We start from the raw sequence: 15,790 nt of genomic DNA, 5'->3' as shown, positions 1-15,790 counted from the left end.
CGGCCGGCCTGGCTGAACCGGGATGGGGTGCGCAATTGGCCCGGCCGCCGCGAAGGTGCGAGAATCGCCGGCCCTCCCTTGCCGGTTGGCGCATTGGCGCCGCCCTCCTGACCGAGATTACGTGAAGACCCCCGAAAGCCTGCAGGCGCTGATCGAAGACGGCGTGATCGACGAAGTACTGCGCCCGCTCAAGAGCGGCAAGGAAGCGGCCGTGTACGTCGTACGCAGCGGCGACGACGTGCGCTGCGCCAAGGTATACAAGGACATGGCCCAGCGCAGCTTCCAGCAGCGCGTGCAGTACCAGGAAGGCCGCAAGGTGCGGGGCAGCCGCGAGGCGCGCGCGGTGGGCAAGGCCAGCAAGTACGGCCGCAAGCAGCAGGAAACCGCCTGGAAGAACACCGAGGTCGATGCGCTGTACCAGCTGCGCGATGCCGGCGTGCGCGTGCCCGAGCCGCATGGGTACTTCCACGGCGTGCTGGTGATGGAGCTGGTGACCGATGCCGAAGGCTTCTCCGCCGCGCGCTTGGGCGAGGTTGAACTGGAGCCGGACCAGGCCCGTGAGTTCCACCGGATCCTGGTGCGCCAGGTGGTCCTGATGCTGTGCTGCGGCCTGATCCACGGCGATCTGTCGCCGTACAACGTGCTGGTAGGCCCCGATGGCCCGGTGGTGATCGATTTCCCGCAGGTGGTGAGCGCCGGTGGCAACAACGCCGCGCGCAGCATGCTGCTGCGCGACGTCAACAACCTCACCGCCTACCTGGGGCGTTCGGCCCCGGAGCTGCTGGACACCTGGTACGGCGAAGAGATGTGGGCGTTGTTCGAGGCCGGTGACCTGCTGCCGGACAGCCCGCTGACCGGTGAATTCGTCCACGACGAATCCACCATCGACCTGGACAGCGTCCGCCACGCCATCAACGATGCGCGCGAAGAAGCGCTGATCCGCCAGCAGGGCCGCGAAGCGGCGGAAGAAGAAGACGCGTAAGCGTCAGGCGTACAACGCCTTGGCGTGATACGCGATGTGCTCGCCAATGAACGTACCGATGAAGTAGTAGCTGTGGTCATACCCCGGCTGCATCCGCAGTTGCAGCGGATGCCCTGCCGCGGTGCACGCAGCCTGCAGCCACTGCGGCTGCAGCTGGCTGTCCAGGAACTCATCGCCTGCGCCCTGGTCGACCAGCAGCGGCAGCTTTTCGGCGGCCGTGGCCACCAGTTCGCTGGCATCCCACTGCGCCCAGCCGCTGCGATCCTCGCCCAGGTACGCGCCGAAGGCCTTCTGCCCCCACGGCACCCGGGTCGGGGCCACGATCGGCGAGAACGCCGAGACGCTACGGTAGCGCCCCGGATTGCGCAGCGCGATCACCAGCGCGCCATGCCCGCCCATCGAATGCCCGCTGATGCTGCGCACGCCGGTGGCCGGCAGGTGCGCCTCGATCAGCGCCGGCAGCTCGTCGACGATGTAGTCGTGCATGCGGTAGTGCGCCGCCCAGGGCTGCTCGGTGGCATTGAGGTAGAACCCCGCGCCCTTGCCCAGGTCGTAGCCCTCGGCATCGGCCACATCATCGCCGCGCGGGCTGGTATCAGGCGCGACCAGGATCACGCCATGTTCCGCCGCGTACCGCTGCGCGCCGGCCTTGGTGATGAAGTTCTGCTCGGTACAGGTCAGCCCGCTCAGCCAGTACAGCACCGGCAGCTTCTGCGTGGCCGCCTGCGGCGGCAGGTACACGGCCACTTTCATTTCGCAGTTGAGCACCGCCGAGCGGTGCTGGTACACGTCCTGCCAACCGCCGAAGGCGGCGCGGTGTTCGATGCGTTCCATGGGCATTCCCGCCGTGATCAGTAGTGGACGACCGAGCGGATCGACTTGCCTTCATGCATCAGGTCGAAGGCTTCGTTGATCGCTTCCAGGCCCATGGTGTGGGTGACGAACGGCGCCAGTTCGATATCGCCCTTCATCGCATCTTCAACCATGCCCGGCAGCTGGCTGCGGCCCTTGACGCCACCGAAGGCAGTGCCCTTCCACGAGCGACCGGTGACCAGCTGGAACGGGCGGGTGGAGATTTCCTGGCCCGAGCCGGCCACACCGATGATCACCGACTGGCCCCAGCCACGGTGCGCGCATTCCAGCGCCGCGCGCATCACGTTGACGTTGCCGATGCATTCGAAGGTGTGGTCCACGCCCCAGGTGGTCATGTCCACGATGACCTGCTGGATCGGCTTGTCGAAGTCCTTCGGGTTGATGCAGTCGGTGGCGCCGAACTGCTTGGCCAGCTCGAACTTGGACGGGTTGGTATCGATGGCGAAGATGCGGCCGGCCTTGGCCTGGCGTGCGCCCTGGATCACTGCCAGGCCAATGCCGCCCAGCCCGAACACGGCCACCGAATCGCCTTCCTGCACCTTGGCGGTGTTGTGCACCGCGCCGATGCCGGTGGTGACGCCACAGCCCAGCAGGCACACGTGTTCCGGGTTGGCCTCCGGATTGATCTTCGCCAGCGAGACTTCGGCCACCACGGTGTACTCGCTGAAGGTCGAGCAGCCCATGTAGTGGTAGATCGGCTGGCCGTTGTAGGAGAAGCGGGTGGTGCCATCAGGCATCACGCCCTTGCCCTGGGTGGCGCGCACCGCCACGCACAGGTTGGTCTTGCCCGAGGTACAGAACAGGCACTCACCACATTCGGCGGTGTACAGCGGAATGACGTGGTCGCCCGGCTTCACGCTGGTCACGCCCTCGCCTACTTCCACCACGATGCCGGCACCTTCGTGGCCCAGCACGGCCGGGAACAGGCCTTCCGGATCATCGCCGGACAGGGTGAAGGCATCGGTGTGGCAGACCCCGGTGTGGGTGATGCGCACCAGCACTTCGCCCTTCTGCGGCGGGGCAACGTCGATTTCGACGATCTTCAGCGGTTCGCCAGCGGCGAAGGCAACGGCAGCACGGGATTTCATGGGGAGGGCTCCAGGACAGATGACAGGACGGGACAGCGCGCGGCAGGACGCGCGCTTACTTCAGGTAGGAACGGATCAGCGCGCTCATGTCGCGCACGCGCTCGGCACGCTGCGCATCGGACTGCGCCGGCTGGCCGAATTCTTCGCGCAGGTGGGCTTCCATCACCTCGGACATCAGCCCGTTGACGGCGCCACGGATGGCGGCGATCTGCTGCAGCACCGGGCCGCACTCGGCGCCGGCTTCCAGCGCGCGGTCCAGCGCATCGCACTGGCCGCGGATGCGCCGCACCCGGGCCAGGACCTTCTTCTTTTCTTCCGGGGAATGCGGCACGGCAACGCGACCAGAGAACTATACTGGGGGATAGTATACACAGATCGAATCCGGGTGCTGCACGAGGCCGTCACGGCCGTCCATGGATGCTCGTTCCAACCCCACCCCACCCGGACCGACGATGCCCGACGCCCCCTCCTTCGTTGTCCGCTCCTTCGAAGCCAACTACGCCGCGTCCGGCAGTGTCGAGCGGATCCTGTCGCTGACCGTGGACTGCAATTGCGGTACGACCTCCTCCTGTGGGTCCAGCCAGCTGATCCACCTGCCCGGTGGTGCGCTGTTCCGCTGCGAACAGTGCGGCTCGCACCAGGCCATCAGCCACGCACGACTCGACGCCAGTACCGCCCCGGCACCGGTGCTGCGCGACAGCGCCACGCGCCGCAGCGCGCCGATGGTCACCATCCGCTTCTAAGCAGCGCCCTGCACTCGGAAGGCACGCCATGGCCAAGCCGTCCGGCTCCCGTCTTGTTGTCTACGCCGCGCTGGTCGGCAACCTGTGCATCGCCATCGCCAAGTTCGTCGCCGCCGGGCTGTCCGGCAGTTCGGCGATGCTCAGCGAGGGCGTGCACTCGCTGGTCGACACCACCAATGAACTCCTGCTGCTGTACGGCCTGCACCGCGCCGACAAGAAGCCCGACACCCTGCACCCGTTCGGCTATGGCCGTGAGCTGTACTTCTGGAGCTTCATCGTGGCGCTGCTGGTGTTCGCCGCCGGTGCGGGGGTTTCGGCCTACGAAGGCATCCAGCACATCCGCCACCCGGAACCGGCCACCAACCACACGGTGAGCTACGCGGTGCTGGGTATCTCGTTCGTGTTCGAGGGCGTTTCCTGGTGGGTGGCGCTGCGCGAATTCCGCGCGACCAAGGGGTCGCAGGGCTATTTCGAAGCCTTCCGGCGCAGCAAGGACCCCACCACCTTCACCGTGTTGCTGGAAGACAGCGCCGCGTTGCTCGGCCTGGCGTTCGCCGCCATCGGCCTGGCCGCGGCGCAATGGCTCGACATGCCGGTCCTCGACGGCGTGGCCTCGCTGTGCATTGCCGGCGTCCTGGCCGCCACCGCGTTCCTGCTGGCGCGCGAGACCAAGGGGCTGCTGGTCGGCGAGCCAGCCCACCCGCACGTGGCACAGCGCATCATGGCCGTGGCCAACACCGATGCGGACCTGCGCAACGCCAACGGGGTGACCACCATGCAGATGGGCCCGGACCAGGTGGTGGCGATGCTGAGCGCCGAATTCGAGGACGACCGCACCACCCCGCAGATCGAGGCGTGCATCACGCGTATCGAACGCGCGGTCAAACAGGAGTACCCGGAGCTGGTGGCGCTGTTCGTCAAGCCCCAGACGCCGGAGGTGTACCGCGCGCGGCGCGCGGCGTTGGGCGACCCGGGATGAAGCCTTCAGCTCGCGCGCCGGCCGGGCCGGGCCCTTCTTCATGGTCGCTACACGCGATCAGATAATCTACCCGGCCTGCGCACGCCCCATTTCGCCCGCGAGAGCCCTTTGAACGTTACCGATCCCACCGACAAGCACAGCGGGCGCGACACCGAGCGGGTGAAGATGGCGCTTGCCGCCGGCGCCATCGTCGGCACGTGGTTCTGGGACGTGGCCCACGACCGGCTGACCGTGGACGACGCGCTGACCCACGCATTCGGGCTGGAGCCGGGCTCATCGCATCGCGAGCTGCGCCTGGAGCAGGTGCTGTCCGCGGTACACCCTGACGATCATGCGGAGCTGGCAGCGGCCATCAGCGATGCGCTCATGCGCGGCGGGCGTTATGCGCACCAGTACCGCGCGCGCAATGCCGACGGCGAGTACCGATGGATCGAGGCCATCGGCCGGGTCGACCTGGATGCGCAGGGGCGCGCCACCGGGTTCCAGGGCGTGCTGATCGATATCGACGAACGCCGCCTGATCGAGACCGAGCGCGACCAGGCGCAGACGTTGCTGCGCTCCTTCCTGGACGCGGCCCCCGGCGTGGTCTACGCCAAGGACCGCCAGGGCCGGCTGTTGATGGGCAACCACGGCACGACCGAGCTGATCGGGCTGCCGCCGGAGCAGTACGTCGGGCGCACCGATGCGGAACTGCTCAACGACCCGGTGCAGGCGGCTGCCGTGATGGCCACCGATGAACGCATCATGGCCACCGGCCAGTCCCAGCAGCTGGAGGAGGACATCAGCTTCCCCGACGGCCGTCGCGCCTACTGGCTCTCGACCAAGGCCCCCCTGCGCGATGCCGACGGCAACGTGGTGGGGCTGATCGGCACCTCGCTGGACATCACCGAGCGCAAGGCCGCCGAAGCACGTCACCGGGAGATCGAAGAGCGCTACCGGTTGGCGGCACGCGCCACCAACGATGCGATCTGGGATTGGCGCATGGCCGATGGCCAGGTTGTCTGGAACGAGGCGCTGGCCGACCTGTTCGGCCACGACCGGATGGAAACGGACGCGCAGTGGTGGCTCGACCACATCCATCCCGACGACCGCCCGCGCATTGATGCCGACATCCACACCGTGATCGACGGCGGCGGCACGATCTGGTACGGCGAGTACCGCTTCCGCCGCGCCGATGGCAGCTACGCGGACGTGCTGGACCGCGGCGCGGTGCTGCGTGGCACGGCGGGCGAGCCGGTGCGCATGATCGGCGCGATGCTCGACCTGTCCGGGCGCAAGGCAGCCGAAGCCGCCCTGGCCGAAAGCGAGGAACGGCTGCGTTTTGCCACCGAGGCCGGTGACATGGGCTTCTGGGACGTGGACCTGGTGCACGACGTGCTGATCTGGCCGCCGCGCACCAAGGCGATGTTCGGCATCTCACCCGATGTTGCGGTGCGCCTGGACGATTTCTACAACGGCCTGCATCCGCTCGACCGCGAGGCCACCAGCGCCGCCTTCGCGGCCGCCGCCGATCCTGCGCAACGCGCGCTTTACGATGTGGAATACCGCACCATCGGCAAGGAGGACGGCGTGGTGCGCTGGGTCGCGGCGAAGGGCCGTGGCCACTTCGAGGGCGACCGCTGCGTGCGCGTGGTCGGCGTGGCGATCGAGGTCACCGCGCGCAAAGCCGCCGAGGCCCGCCTGAAGGAACTCAATGAGCACCTTGAGATCCGGGTGGCAGAGGAAGTCGCCGAGCGCACCCGGGTCGAGGATGCGCTCCGGCAGAGCCAGAAGATGGAAGCGGTAGGCCAGCTCACCGGCGGTATCGCGCACGATTTCAACAACATGCTCGCGTCCGTGATCGGACCGCTGGACCTGCTGTCGCTGCGCCTGGGCGAGAGCGACCCGCTGGTCAGCCGTTACATCGACATGGCCATCGATGGCGCCAACCGCGCCGCCCAGCTTACCCAGCGCCTGCTCGCGTTTTCCCGCCAGCAGCCGCTGCAGCCGGTGCCGGTGGATGCCAACCGGCTGGTGTCGGGCATGTCCGACCTGTTCGTGCACTCGCTCGGGGGCACGATCCGGCTGGAAACCCTGCTGGCCGCCGACCTGTGGCTGGCCTTCGCCGACGCCAACCAGCTGGAGAACGTCATCCTCAACCTGGCGGTCAACGCGCGCGACGCCATGCCCGGTGGCGGGCGGCTGGCAGTGGAGACGTCCAACTGCACGATCGACGCCGGCAACGCCGAGCAGCACCCCGGGGTGCCCCGTGGCGAGTACATCCTGATCACCGTGGCCGACAACGGCTGCGGCATGTCACCCGAGGTGGTGGCCAAGGCCTTCGATCCGTTCTTCACCACCAAGCAGGTCGGTCAGGGCACCGGGCTGGGGCTGTCGCAGGTCTATGGGTTCGTCAAACAGTCGGCCGGCCACGTGAAGCTGTGCTCGGAAATCGGCCGGGGAACCACGGTGAAACTCTACCTGCCCCGACTGGTGGCCGAGGCGGCGCCGGTGGCGCCTGCGGCACCGGCCGGGCTTCGGATGCCCGCAGGCAGCCGCGAGCTGATCCTGGTGGTGGAAGACGAGCCGACCGTGCGGCAGTTCTCGGTGGAAGCGCTCACTGCACTGGGCTATGACGTGCTGGCCGCCGATGGCGCGGCCGCGGCGCTGGTGTTGCTTGACCAGCATGCGGACATCGCGCTGCTTTTCACCGATGTGGTGATGCCGGAGGTCAACGGACGCGAGCTGGCCGACGAGGCCCTGCGTCGCCGACCGGATCTCAAGGTGCTGTTCACCACTGGCTACAGCCGCAATGCGCTGGAGCGCGATGGGGTGATCGCCCCGGGCGTACAGCTGATCGGCAAGCCGTTCAACGTGGATACCCTGGCCTCGCGCGTGCGAGCGGCGCTGGCCGAGACACGCTAGGCCGCGGTGCGGCGCCTCAGCGTTTGTCCCTGGCGGTCGTATTGGCCCGCCATGACTCCAGCGCCGCCGCCAGCTCCATCGACGGATGCAGGCCGAACGTGCGGTGGTACATGCCGGCAAAACGCCCCTGGTCCCACACCCCGTAACGGGCGCACACCGAGGTGACGGTGTCGCCCGGGGTAGCCTCGCGCAGCGCCTTGCGGATCACGTGCAGCCGTTCCAGCATGAAGTACTGGTGCGGCCCCATGCCGAACACTTCATCGAACGCGCGGCTCAACGAACGCTGCGAGGTCCCCGCGCTCAGCACAAGGTCACCGATCACCGCTTCGCCCCGGATGCTCTTGTGGATGTGGTCCAGGCTGAGGCGGATGATCTCGTTGCGCGGCAAGGTCGGGCGACCGCGCGTGCGCCGCACGGCTTCGGGATTGGCCAGCACCATGCAGCGCAGCAGTGCGTGGATCACCTGGCCACTGAACGAGCGGCGCACACTGGGCTCATCGAACACGCTGGGGGACTGCCGGTGGATCGCCAGTGCGCGGGTGACCAGGGTGATGATCGGCGCCATCCCGGCACGGCCGACATTCACCGCGTAGGTACGATCGATATGGTCGTCGAACAGTCCGGCCACTTCGCGCGCACGCTGCACCACCGCAGCGGCGTCCAGGTCCAGCGCGAGGAACTGTGATTGCCTGCGGGTAAAGCCGTGCACTTCCACACCCGGTGCGAACCAGACGAACTGGTCGTCGGCGGTCGCGCTCCCCTGCATGAACGCATCGCTGCCGGGCAGCGAGATGTGGACTACGTATCGACCGGGCTGGCTCAGCCCGTTGTACAGCGCCGGGGCGCCGTCCACGCCAAGCATTGCGGTGACGTCACCGGCATCCAGGATGTCCAGTGTCCATGCACGGCCCACCGGTCCGGTCACGCGCATCAGGCCGTCCACGCCGGCGAGCGCGTCTGCGTAGGCCTCGAAGTCGGTGAAGCTCAGCAACGGCATCGGAGTTACCCGGTTCCGGTGGGACAGGATGCGTCGGCAACGCCGGCCGCGAAACCGAACTTGCACGGTTGCACGACCGGTATTTGTACTGCCGGGGGTGGAGCCCCTACGTTGTGAAAGCGGTGAAGCGAACGGAAGGGATCAGGTCGGTGCGAAACCGCGCGTGTTCTTCTTCTCGTTCTTTTCCGCCTTCTTTTCCTTCGCAGTCTTGGCAGGTTTCTTCTTCTGCTCTTTCTGCTTGTCCAGACCCTTGGCCATGACGGCATGCTCCCTGTTGGAATGAGGAAGCATGGCACATCACGGGGGTGCGCAACGCATTGGCGGACAAATGGTCCGCCGCCGGCGTGGTCAGTTGAAGATTTCCCGGATGGCAGTGACCCGGCCGTCCCGGAAAACAATCTGGACGGTCTTGCGCGACTGGTAATACTCCCAGCGCTCGCCCAGGTTCCCGCCCTGGTCACTTTCTTCCTGGATGACCCGGTCCGGCTTGCCGGCCACCTGGACGACCCGGCCTGCGTTGTCGCCCGAATTCACCAGATTGTTGCCGAACCGGACACTGTCAGCCATCGCCGCGCCGGCCATCAGGCACAGCGCCAGCACCCATACGCTCCTGTTCATCATCCCTGCTCTCCTTGTAGCCATGGCGGGTTAGCCATGGTGCAACTTTGCCATGGATCGCGTCAGGGCAAAGGGTGCGCCGTCACCCCCTCGTGGGTCATCTTCACGGGCAGGATATGCCCCTGCGCATCGAACTCCATGCGATCGATGGCGGTGGCCCGTTCATTGCGGCCGGTCCGGCCCAGCGGGCGGCGGTGGTAGACGATGTACCAGCTGTCATCGTCAGGCGCATGGATGAGCGAATGGTGGCCAGCGCTGGTGGCGACAGCCGGGTCCTGCTGCAGGATCCGGCCGATCCGCTTGAACGGCCCGGTGGGCGCGTCGGCAATGGCGTAGGCCACCGAATAGTCCGGCTCACCCCAGCCGCCCTCGGACCACATGTAGTAATAGCGGCCGCCGCGCTTGAACATCAGCGAGCCCTCGACATATTCCGGCGCGGGGGTGATCTCCTTGTACAGCGTGCCGTCGGACAGCGGCACGATGCCGGTGAAATCGTCCTTCAACCGCACGATGTTGGCGTGCTTCCAGCCACCGTAGAGCATGTACCAGGTGCCGTCGTCGTCCTTGAACACGAACTGGTCGATGGGCTGCGCTCCGTTGTGGAACGAACCGATCAGCGGCTTGCCCAGCAGGTCGCGGTACGGGCCTTCGGGCCGGTCGGCCACGGCCACGCCGATGCCGCCCACTTCGCTGTCGTTCTTGATGTCGTTGGCGGAGAAGAAGAAATAGTACTTACCGTCCTTCTCTACCACCGACGGGGCCCACAGTGCTTCTTTTGCCCAGGACACCGCCTCGATCTTCAGCACACCCGGATGCCGGGTCCACTGCACCAGGTCGGGTGAGGAAAACGCGTCGAACGCGGTCTGCTCGGCATACGGTCGCGAGCTGGTCGGGAAGATCCAATAGGTCTTGCCGAACACCGCCGCCTCAGGATCGGCATACCAGCCCGGCAGGATCGGGTTGCCGGACATCGGCGCGGCCACCGCGCCAAATGAAACTGCTGCCGCCAGTGCTGCGGCCACCATCATCGGACTGCGAAACCCCATGCCCTGCCCTCCCATGCCAGATCATCGAGGGGTCAGTTTAGATCGATTCAAGCGCCGGCTTTGTGCGCAGTGCAGCATTTTCCCGGCGCAGCTCCAAGGTTGCGCGCAGCCCGCCATCCTCCCGATTGGCCAGGATCAACCGCCCCCCCAGCGCCCGGGCCAGCTGGTCGGCGATGGCCAGGCCCAGCCCGGTGCCGCCACTGGCGCGGCCACGCGAAGGCTCCAGCCGATGGAAGGGCTGCAGCACCGCCGCAAGCGACGCCTCGGGAATGCCTGGCCCACGGTCCATCACATCAATGCTCACCTCGCCGTGCGCGCCTACGGTCAGGCCCACGTCGGCGCTGCCGGCGTACGCCAGCGCGTTGTCGATCAGGTTCTGCACCACCCGCCGCAGAACCTGCGGATGGGTCGGCAGCGTGGCCTGCGCACCGGCCACGCGCCGCACCGGCTTGCCCACCTCCTCGTAGTCGCCCACCACGCTGTCGAGGAACGCGGGCAGGTCGAGCTGCACGGGAGTGCCCATGCTGACAGTTGCGCTGCGCGCGTAATCGATGCCCTCGCGCACCAGCTGGCTGAGCTGGGTCACGTCGCCCAGCAGGCGCTCCTGCGTGGGCGTCTCGTCCAGCGATTCGATGCGCAGGCGCAGCCGGGTGATCGGCGTCTGCAGGTCGTGCGAGATTGCCGCCAGTATCTGCATGCGTTCGCTGACGTGGGCGGCCACGCGCGATTGCAGCGCGTTCAGCGCGCGTGCCGCGGCCTCCACTTCCTGCGGTCCCTGTTCGCTGATCGCATCGCCCTGCCCGGCCACTTCCAGGCGGTCGGCGGCTTCGGCCAGCCGTACCAGCGGGCGTGTGGCCAGGCGCACCGCCAGCCACACGCAGCCCAGCAACACCAGCACCTGCGCGGCGAGCACCCACGGCAGCCAGCGCGCGATCGGCAGCAGCGACGGGGTGACTTCGATGGTCAACGGCTGGCCGTCGGCCAAGGTCAGCTCCACTTCGTATCGCTCCGGCGAAGCGGAGACCGCGCGCGGCCGCAATGCGTAGCGATGCGCCAGCGAATCATCGATCAGCCCGGCCACCTGGCGCGCGCGGTCGCTGGCCAGCGCGCTGCCCGGCTGTGCGGGGCGCAGCAGATAGCGGTAAGTGCGCCGTTCCAGCTGCGGCAGCCATGCCGTGCGTTCGGCCGGTGAAAGATGCTCGAGCAGCGCCACGCTGAGCGGCACATCGTCCTCCATGTTGCTCAACATCATCGCGCGGGTAGCGGTGGCGCGCTCGTGGAACAGCAGCGCGAACGACAGGCCGTGCGCGAGCAGCATGCCGGCGGCCAGGATCAGCAACAGGCGGGTACCCAGCGTGCGCGGCAACCAGGAGAACCTACGGCGATGCGCGGGGCCGCTCATGCGTCCTCGTCGAGCAGCACGACCGGCTGGCTGAACACATAGCCTTCGCTGCGCACGGTCTTGATGAAGGTCTGTTCGCGCGCACCATCGCCCAGGCGCTGGCGCAGGCGGCTGACCAGCAGGTCGATGGAGCGGTCGAACAGTTCGGCGTCGCGGCCCTGGGTCAGGTTGAGCAGCTGGTCGCGGCTGAGCACGCGCTGCGGATGGTCGATGAACACGCGCAGCAGGCGGAACTCGCCGCCACTGAGCGGATAGACCGTGCCGGCCTCGTCCAGCAGGTGCCGCGCACTGGTATCCAGCCGCCAGCTTCCAAAGCGGATCAACCGTGCGGCCTCGCTCACCTGCAGGTTCGGGGGAAGCATGCGCGCGCGCCGGATCACCGCAGTGATGCGCGCCAGCAGCTCGCGCGAGGAGAACGGCTTGACCACGTAATCGTCAGCGCCCATTTCCAGGCCGATGATGCGGTCGGTTTCATCATCGCGCGCAGTCAGCATCACCACGGGTACGGCGCGGTGCTTGCCGGCACGCAGGTTGCGGCACAGCGACAGCCCGTCCTCGCCCGGCATCATCACGTCCAGCACGATCAGGTCCACGTCACTGGTCTCCAGCGTGGCGCGCATCTCGCGCCCGTCGGCCGCCTGGCTCACGCGCAGGCCGTTGCGGCGCAGGTAGTCGCCGACCAGCTGGCGGATATCGGCGTCGTCATCGACAACCAGGATGTGGTCGGTGTGGGTGCTCATGCCTGCTCCGCGTGGTGGCCATCGGCGACCCGCTGCGGGCCCGTGGACGCATGGTATCGCCGCCGGCGCGGCACTGCGGGCCGGCGGGGGCATCCATTTGTATGACTGTGTATCAACCGCCGCCGTGGTGCGGAAAGGCGACAAATCTCCGGGTTCGCCGACACCTGCCGGATACGGGGCAGGCGTTGAATGGCCTCCAACGCCGGCGGCTCCTCCGCTGGCCGCCTACCCCGAGCACATCTGCATGAATGCCACCGTCTCCCCCCGTTCCAACACCGCGCTGGTCTTCGGCGGCTCCCGTGGCATTGGCGCCGCCATTGCCAGGCGGCTGGCCCGCGAGGGTCATCCCGTGGCGCTGACCTTCGTCTCCCAGCCTGAGAAAGCCGCCGCGGTAGTCGCCTCGATCCAGGCCGACGGCGGCCAGGCCATTGCCCTGCAGGCTGACAGCGCCGATGCGCAGGCCATCGCGTCAGCAGTCAAACAAGCAGTGGACACTTTTGGCCCGCTGCAGGTGGCGGTGGTCAATGCCGGCATCTACCAGGGCAGCCCGCTGGCCGACTTTCCCACCGACCTGCTGGACCGGATGCTGGCCGTGAACATGCGTGGCGTGTTCCTCGCCGTGCAGGCCGCCGCCGCTGCCATGAACGATGGCGGTCGCCTGATCACCATCGGCAGCAATACCGCCGTGCGCAGCGGTGCGGTCGGCAGCAGCGTCTATGCGATGACCAAGTCCGCCGTGGCCACGCTGGTGCGCGAACTGGCGCTGGACCTGGCGCCGCGCCGGATCACGATCAACAACATCCAGCCCGGACCGATCGCCACCGACATCACCGCCGACTTCGTCGACCAGCTGGTGCAGCGCAACCCGCTTGGCCGGGTCGGCCAGCCCGATGAAGTCGCAGGACTCACCGCCTGGCTTGCCAGCCATGAAGCGGCCTACATGACCGGTTCCAGCCTGACCATCGATGGCGGCTGGGCCATCTGAACGTCAACGGAGAGCACCATGCACACCCCTTCTTCTTTCCCGCTGTCCCATTCGCCGCGGTCGTTCGGCGCCTCCCTGCTGGGCATGGCGATGGCCCTGGCGGCCTCTGCATCCGCCATCGCATCACCTGCCCTGCCCGTCCCTGCGCCGACGGTGGCGGTCGCACACGCGCCGCCCGCGCTGGAGGCGAACAAGCATGTCGTCGCTGGCGACCTGGACGTGGCCTACGCCGAGCTGGGCCCCGCCGACGGCGAGGTGGTCGTACTGCTGCACGGCTGGCCCTATGACATCAATGCCTATGCCGAGGTCGCGCCGCACCTGGCGGCCAAGGGTTACCGGGTGATTGTGCCGCACCTGCGTGGCTATGGCAGCACCCGCTTCCTGTCGGCGCAGACGCCGCGCAATGGTGAACCGGCGGCGCTTGCTTCCGATGTGCTGAACCTGCTGGATGCCCTGCACATCCCGCGCGCCAACCTGGCCGGCTTCGACTGGGGCGCACGCTCGGCCGACATCGTTGCCGCGCTGTGGCCGGAACGGGTCAAGTCGCTGGTCTCGGTCAGCGGCTATCTCATCGGCAGCCAGGAAGCCGGCAAGACGCCGCTGCCGCCGCAGGCCGAACTGCAGTGGTGGTACCAGTTCTACTTCGCCACCGATCGCGGCCAGGCCGGTTACGCACGCTACACGCACGACTTCGCCCGCCAGATCTGGCAGCTGGCCTCGCCGCAGTGGCGCTTCGACGATGCCACGTTCGCGCGCAGCGCCGCCGCGCTCGACAACCCCGACCACGTGGCCATCGTCGTGCACAACTACCGCTGGCGCCTGGGCCTGGCCGACGGCGAGCCGAAGTACGCCGCGCTGGAGCAGCGCCTGGCGCAGGCGCCGAGCATCGGCGTGCCGACCATCACCCTGGAGGGCGATGCCAACGGCGCGCCGCACCCCAAGGCCGAGGCCTATGCCGCCAAGTTCACCGGGCCTTATGAGCATCGCCTGCTGCAGGGCGGCGTGGGCCACAACCCGCCGCAGGAAGCACCGCAGGCGTTCGTCCAGGCGGTGATTGACGCCGCTGCACTCTGATCCGCTCCTTTCATCCATACCGAGGCAATCCCCATGAATGCAATCGACAAGGTTCTGTACACCGGCAAGACCCACACCGTCGGCGGTCGCGCCGGACGCGCGTACAGCGACGACGGCCAACTGGATATCGCGCTGTCCCCGCCGGGTAGCGGCCAGCCGGGCACCAATCCCGAGCAGCTGTTCGCGGCCGGCTGGTCAGCCTGCTTCCAGGGCGCGATGGCCAAGGCCGCGCGCAGCTTGAACCTGACCCCGCCCGCCGACACCGCCGTTGATGCCGAAGTGGACCTCGGCATGGTCGGCGAGGATTACCAGCTGCAGGCACGGCTGCTTGTCAGCGTGCCCGGCATGGACCGCGCGCAGGCCACGGCACTGGTGGAGGCTGCGCACCGCACCTGCCCGTACTCCAAGGCCACGCGCGGCAACATCGACGTGCAGCTCTCGATCGCCTGAGGAGAAAGACCATGCGCATGCTTCGCCCGATCATCACCCTGCTGGCCGCGTGCATCTCCGCCAGCGCCTGTACGCCGGGCGCAGCGGCCGACCCGGTCCCGCCCAGCCCCAACATGCCGGCGCCGCAGGCGCCGGAGTTCACCGGCATCGAGCACTGGCTCAACGGCCCGCCGCAATCGCTGCAGCAGCTGCGCGGCAAGGTGGTGCTGGTGGAGTTCTGGACCTACTCCTGCATCAACTGCCTCAACGTGATGCCGCACGTGAAGCGGTGGCATGACACCTACGCCAGCCAGGGCCTGACCGTGATCGGCGTGCACACCCCCGAGTTCGGCTATGAAAAGCTGCCGCGCAACGTGGAAGCGGCAGTGAAGCGGCTCGGTGTCACCTGGCCGGTTGCGCAGGACAACGCCTACCAGACCTGGCGCGCGTACGGAAACCAGTACTGGCCGGCGCTGTACCTGATCGACCAGGAAGGTCGCATTGTGTACCGGCATTTCGGCGAAGGCGATTACGCGGCCACCGAAGCGCAGATCCGCAAACTACTCGCCTCAACGGAGCATTCGCCATGACATCCACCTGGTTGATCACCGGCAGTTCACGTGGCCTTGGCCGCGCCTTGGCCGAAGCGGTGCTGGCGGCGGGCAATCGGCTGGTCGCCACCGCGCGCAACCCTGATTCGTTGCACGACCTGACCGCGCGTTTTCCGGAGACGGTGCGGACGGTGGCGCTGGATGTGACCGATCCAGCAGCCGCGCAGCTGGCCGTGGAGACGGCAGTGAAGGCCTTCGGTGGACTGGACGTGCTGGTGAACAACGCTGGCTACGGTGACGTGAACTCGGTGGAAGACACCTCGTTGGACGCTTTCCGCGCACAGATCGAGACCAACCTGTTCGGTACCATCATCCTGAC

The 15,790-nt window shown here is 67.5% G+C and carries 17 protein-coding genes; 9 read left to right on the top strand and 8 right to left on the bottom strand.

Features of this window, described 5'->3' with window-relative positions:
* Positions 1–121 precede the first annotated feature (121 nt).
* On the top strand, positions 122–982 hold the full coding sequence (locus KVS69_RS13740) for a PA4780 family RIO1-like protein kinase (protein WP_068853981.1): 861 nt from the start codon (positions 122–124) through the stop codon (positions 980–982).
* Positions 983–985: 3 nt separating this feature from the next.
* On the opposite strand, the gene fghA is transcribed toward KVS69_RS13740, so the two are convergent.
* The 3 genes from fghA to frmR are packed head-to-tail and all read right to left on the bottom strand — an operon-like array spanning position 986 to position 3,274.
* Entirely contained in the window at positions 986–1,816 is an 831-nt protein-coding gene (gene fghA / locus KVS69_RS13735; protein WP_217538557.1) for an S-formylglutathione hydrolase, read from the bottom strand.
* A gap of 17 nt (positions 1,817–1,833) precedes the next feature.
* Positions 1,834–2,943 carry an S-(hydroxymethyl)glutathione dehydrogenase/class III alcohol dehydrogenase gene (locus KVS69_RS13730; RefSeq protein WP_095362920.1) on the bottom strand — a complete coding sequence of 370 codons (1,110 nt, stop codon included), beginning with the start codon at positions 2,941–2,943 and terminating at the stop codon, positions 1,834–1,836.
* Positions 2,944–2,998: 55 nt separating this feature from the next.
* Positions 2,999–3,274 carry a formaldehyde-responsive transcriptional repressor FrmR gene (frmR, locus tag KVS69_RS13725; RefSeq protein ID WP_068853984.1) on the bottom strand — a complete coding sequence of 92 codons (276 nt, stop codon included), beginning with the start codon at positions 3,272–3,274 and terminating at the stop codon, positions 2,999–3,001.
* A gap of 121 nt (positions 3,275–3,395) precedes the next feature.
* Between frmR and KVS69_RS13720 the strand changes: the two genes are divergently transcribed.
* The 3 genes from KVS69_RS13720 to KVS69_RS13710 all read left to right on the top strand — a co-directional run bounded on the left by KVS69_RS13720 (position 3,396) and on the right by KVS69_RS13710 (position 7,569).
* Positions 3,396–3,686, top strand: coding sequence for a hypothetical protein (locus KVS69_RS13720; RefSeq protein WP_217538555.1), 291 nt, complete (start codon positions 3,396–3,398; stop codon positions 3,684–3,686).
* Between the two features lie 28 nt (positions 3,687–3,714).
* Positions 3,715–4,665, top strand: a complete 951-nt coding sequence (locus tag KVS69_RS13715) for a cation diffusion facilitator family transporter (protein ID WP_217538553.1) — start codon at positions 3,715–3,717, stop codon at positions 4,663–4,665.
* A gap of 108 nt (positions 4,666–4,773) precedes the next feature.
* Positions 4,774–7,569, top strand: coding sequence for a PAS domain-containing protein (locus KVS69_RS13710; protein ID WP_254622187.1), 2,796 nt, complete (start codon positions 4,774–4,776; stop codon positions 7,567–7,569).
* Positions 7,570–7,585: 16 nt separating this feature from the next.
* Here KVS69_RS13710 and KVS69_RS13705 read toward each other — a convergent pair whose 3' ends face one another.
* From KVS69_RS13705 to KVS69_RS13685, 5 genes are all read right to left on the bottom strand, one after another.
* Positions 7,586–8,566 (bottom strand): AraC family transcriptional regulator, encoded by a 981-nt coding sequence (locus KVS69_RS13705; RefSeq protein ID WP_217538551.1) that lies wholly within the window; start codon positions 8,564–8,566, stop codon positions 7,586–7,588.
* 348 nt (positions 8,567–8,914) lie between these two features.
* Positions 8,915–9,166 carry a DUF2845 domain-containing protein gene (locus KVS69_RS13700; protein WP_141236195.1) on the bottom strand — a complete coding sequence of 84 codons (252 nt, stop codon included), beginning with the start codon at positions 9,164–9,166 and terminating at the stop codon, positions 8,915–8,917.
* 80 nt (positions 9,167–9,246) lie between these two features.
* Entirely contained in the window at positions 9,247–10,230 is a 984-nt protein-coding gene (locus KVS69_RS13695; RefSeq protein ID WP_217538550.1) for a glycoside hydrolase family 43 protein, read from the bottom strand.
* A 37-nt stretch (positions 10,231–10,267) separates the two neighbouring features.
* On the bottom strand, positions 10,268–11,632 hold the full coding sequence (locus tag KVS69_RS13690; protein ID WP_217538549.1) for a HAMP domain-containing sensor histidine kinase: 1,365 nt from the start codon (positions 11,630–11,632) through the stop codon (positions 10,268–10,270).
* Positions 11,629–12,372, bottom strand: coding sequence for a response regulator (locus KVS69_RS13685; protein ID WP_083214210.1), 744 nt, complete (start codon positions 12,370–12,372; stop codon positions 11,629–11,631). Before KVS69_RS13685 ends, KVS69_RS13690 begins: the two co-directional genes overlap by 4 nt.
* 244 nt (positions 12,373–12,616) lie before the next feature.
* Here KVS69_RS13685 and KVS69_RS13680 point away from each other — a divergent pair, with 244 nt between their 5' ends.
* The 5 genes from KVS69_RS13680 to KVS69_RS13660 all read left to right on the top strand — a co-directional run.
* Positions 12,617–13,357, top strand: coding sequence for an SDR family oxidoreductase (locus KVS69_RS13680; protein WP_217538548.1), 741 nt, complete (start codon positions 12,617–12,619; stop codon positions 13,355–13,357).
* A gap of 18 nt (positions 13,358–13,375) precedes the next feature.
* On the top strand, positions 13,376–14,431 hold the full coding sequence (locus KVS69_RS13675; protein ID WP_217538547.1) for an alpha/beta hydrolase: 1,056 nt from the start codon (positions 13,376–13,378) through the stop codon (positions 14,429–14,431).
* A 33-nt stretch (positions 14,432–14,464) separates the two neighbouring features.
* Positions 14,465–14,881: an organic hydroperoxide resistance protein gene (locus KVS69_RS13670; protein ID WP_217538546.1), complete on the top strand. Its 417-nt coding sequence runs from the start codon at positions 14,465–14,467 to the stop codon at positions 14,879–14,881.
* An 11-nt stretch (positions 14,882–14,892) separates the two neighbouring features.
* Complete coding sequence (locus tag KVS69_RS13665) at positions 14,893–15,450, top strand: thioredoxin family protein (protein ID WP_217538545.1); 558 nt, start codon at positions 14,893–14,895, stop codon at positions 15,448–15,450.
* Positions 15,447–15,790 (top strand): SDR family NAD(P)-dependent oxidoreductase (locus KVS69_RS13660; RefSeq protein WP_217538544.1); only part of this gene is annotated, 344 nt, incomplete at its 3' end. The genes KVS69_RS13665 and KVS69_RS13660, both read left to right, overlap by 4 nt.

Source organism: Stenotrophomonas sp. GbtcB23 (assembly GCF_019091045.1).
Classification (GTDB): Bacteria; Pseudomonadota; Gammaproteobacteria; order Xanthomonadales; family Xanthomonadaceae; genus Stenotrophomonas; species Stenotrophomonas rhizophila_A.
This window is presented reverse-complemented; position numbering and strand designations above follow the sequence as displayed.